Here is a 609-nt window from a genome sequence, read left to right on the forward strand (position 1 = left end):
GCGTGAGCGATAACGCCGGTAATACCACCACGGTTAGTGAAACCGCAACACTGAACACCACCGCGCCAAGCATTAGCATTAATGCCTTGATAGATACCAACGACACCACACCCACTATTAGCGGAACAAGCGATGCAGTCGATGGCACCACGATTAGCTTAACGTTTGAAGACAGTGCAGGGAATATTACGACTGTTGATACGACTGTAACAGGTGGCGTCTGGAGCATTGATGCACCAAGTGCTTTAGCTGAAGGCGAATACACGGTCACTGCCGAAGTAGACGATGGCCTAGGGAATATCGGCAGCGCGAGCGAAACTGGCGAGATTGATTTAACCCCGCCCAGCCTTGTTATTACAGATAACGGCGTTAGCAACGATACAACACCGACGATCTCCGGCACGAGCGATGCACCACAAGGCAGCGAAGTCACAATTGTTGTGACAGACAATGCCGGGGTACAGCAAACCATTACTGCCACAGTGGGCGCAAGTGGTACATGGTCAGTCCCTGTTACAACAGTGCTTGCTGAGGGCAGCTACACAGTAAGTGCAAGCGTAAGCGATGCCGCTGGCAATGAAGCCACAGCCTCTGGCTCAGGTGAAGTAG

General features: G+C 52.2%; 1 protein-coding gene. It reads left to right on the top strand.

What is annotated here, in order from left to right:
- The coding region (locus AN389_RS19580) for an Ig-like domain-containing protein (protein WP_235576006.1) at positions 1–609 on the top strand (609 nt) is incomplete at both ends.

The organism is Pseudoalteromonas sp. P1-7a (genome assembly GCF_001401855.1).
Lineage (GTDB): Bacteria > Pseudomonadota > Gammaproteobacteria > Enterobacterales > Alteromonadaceae > Pseudoalteromonas.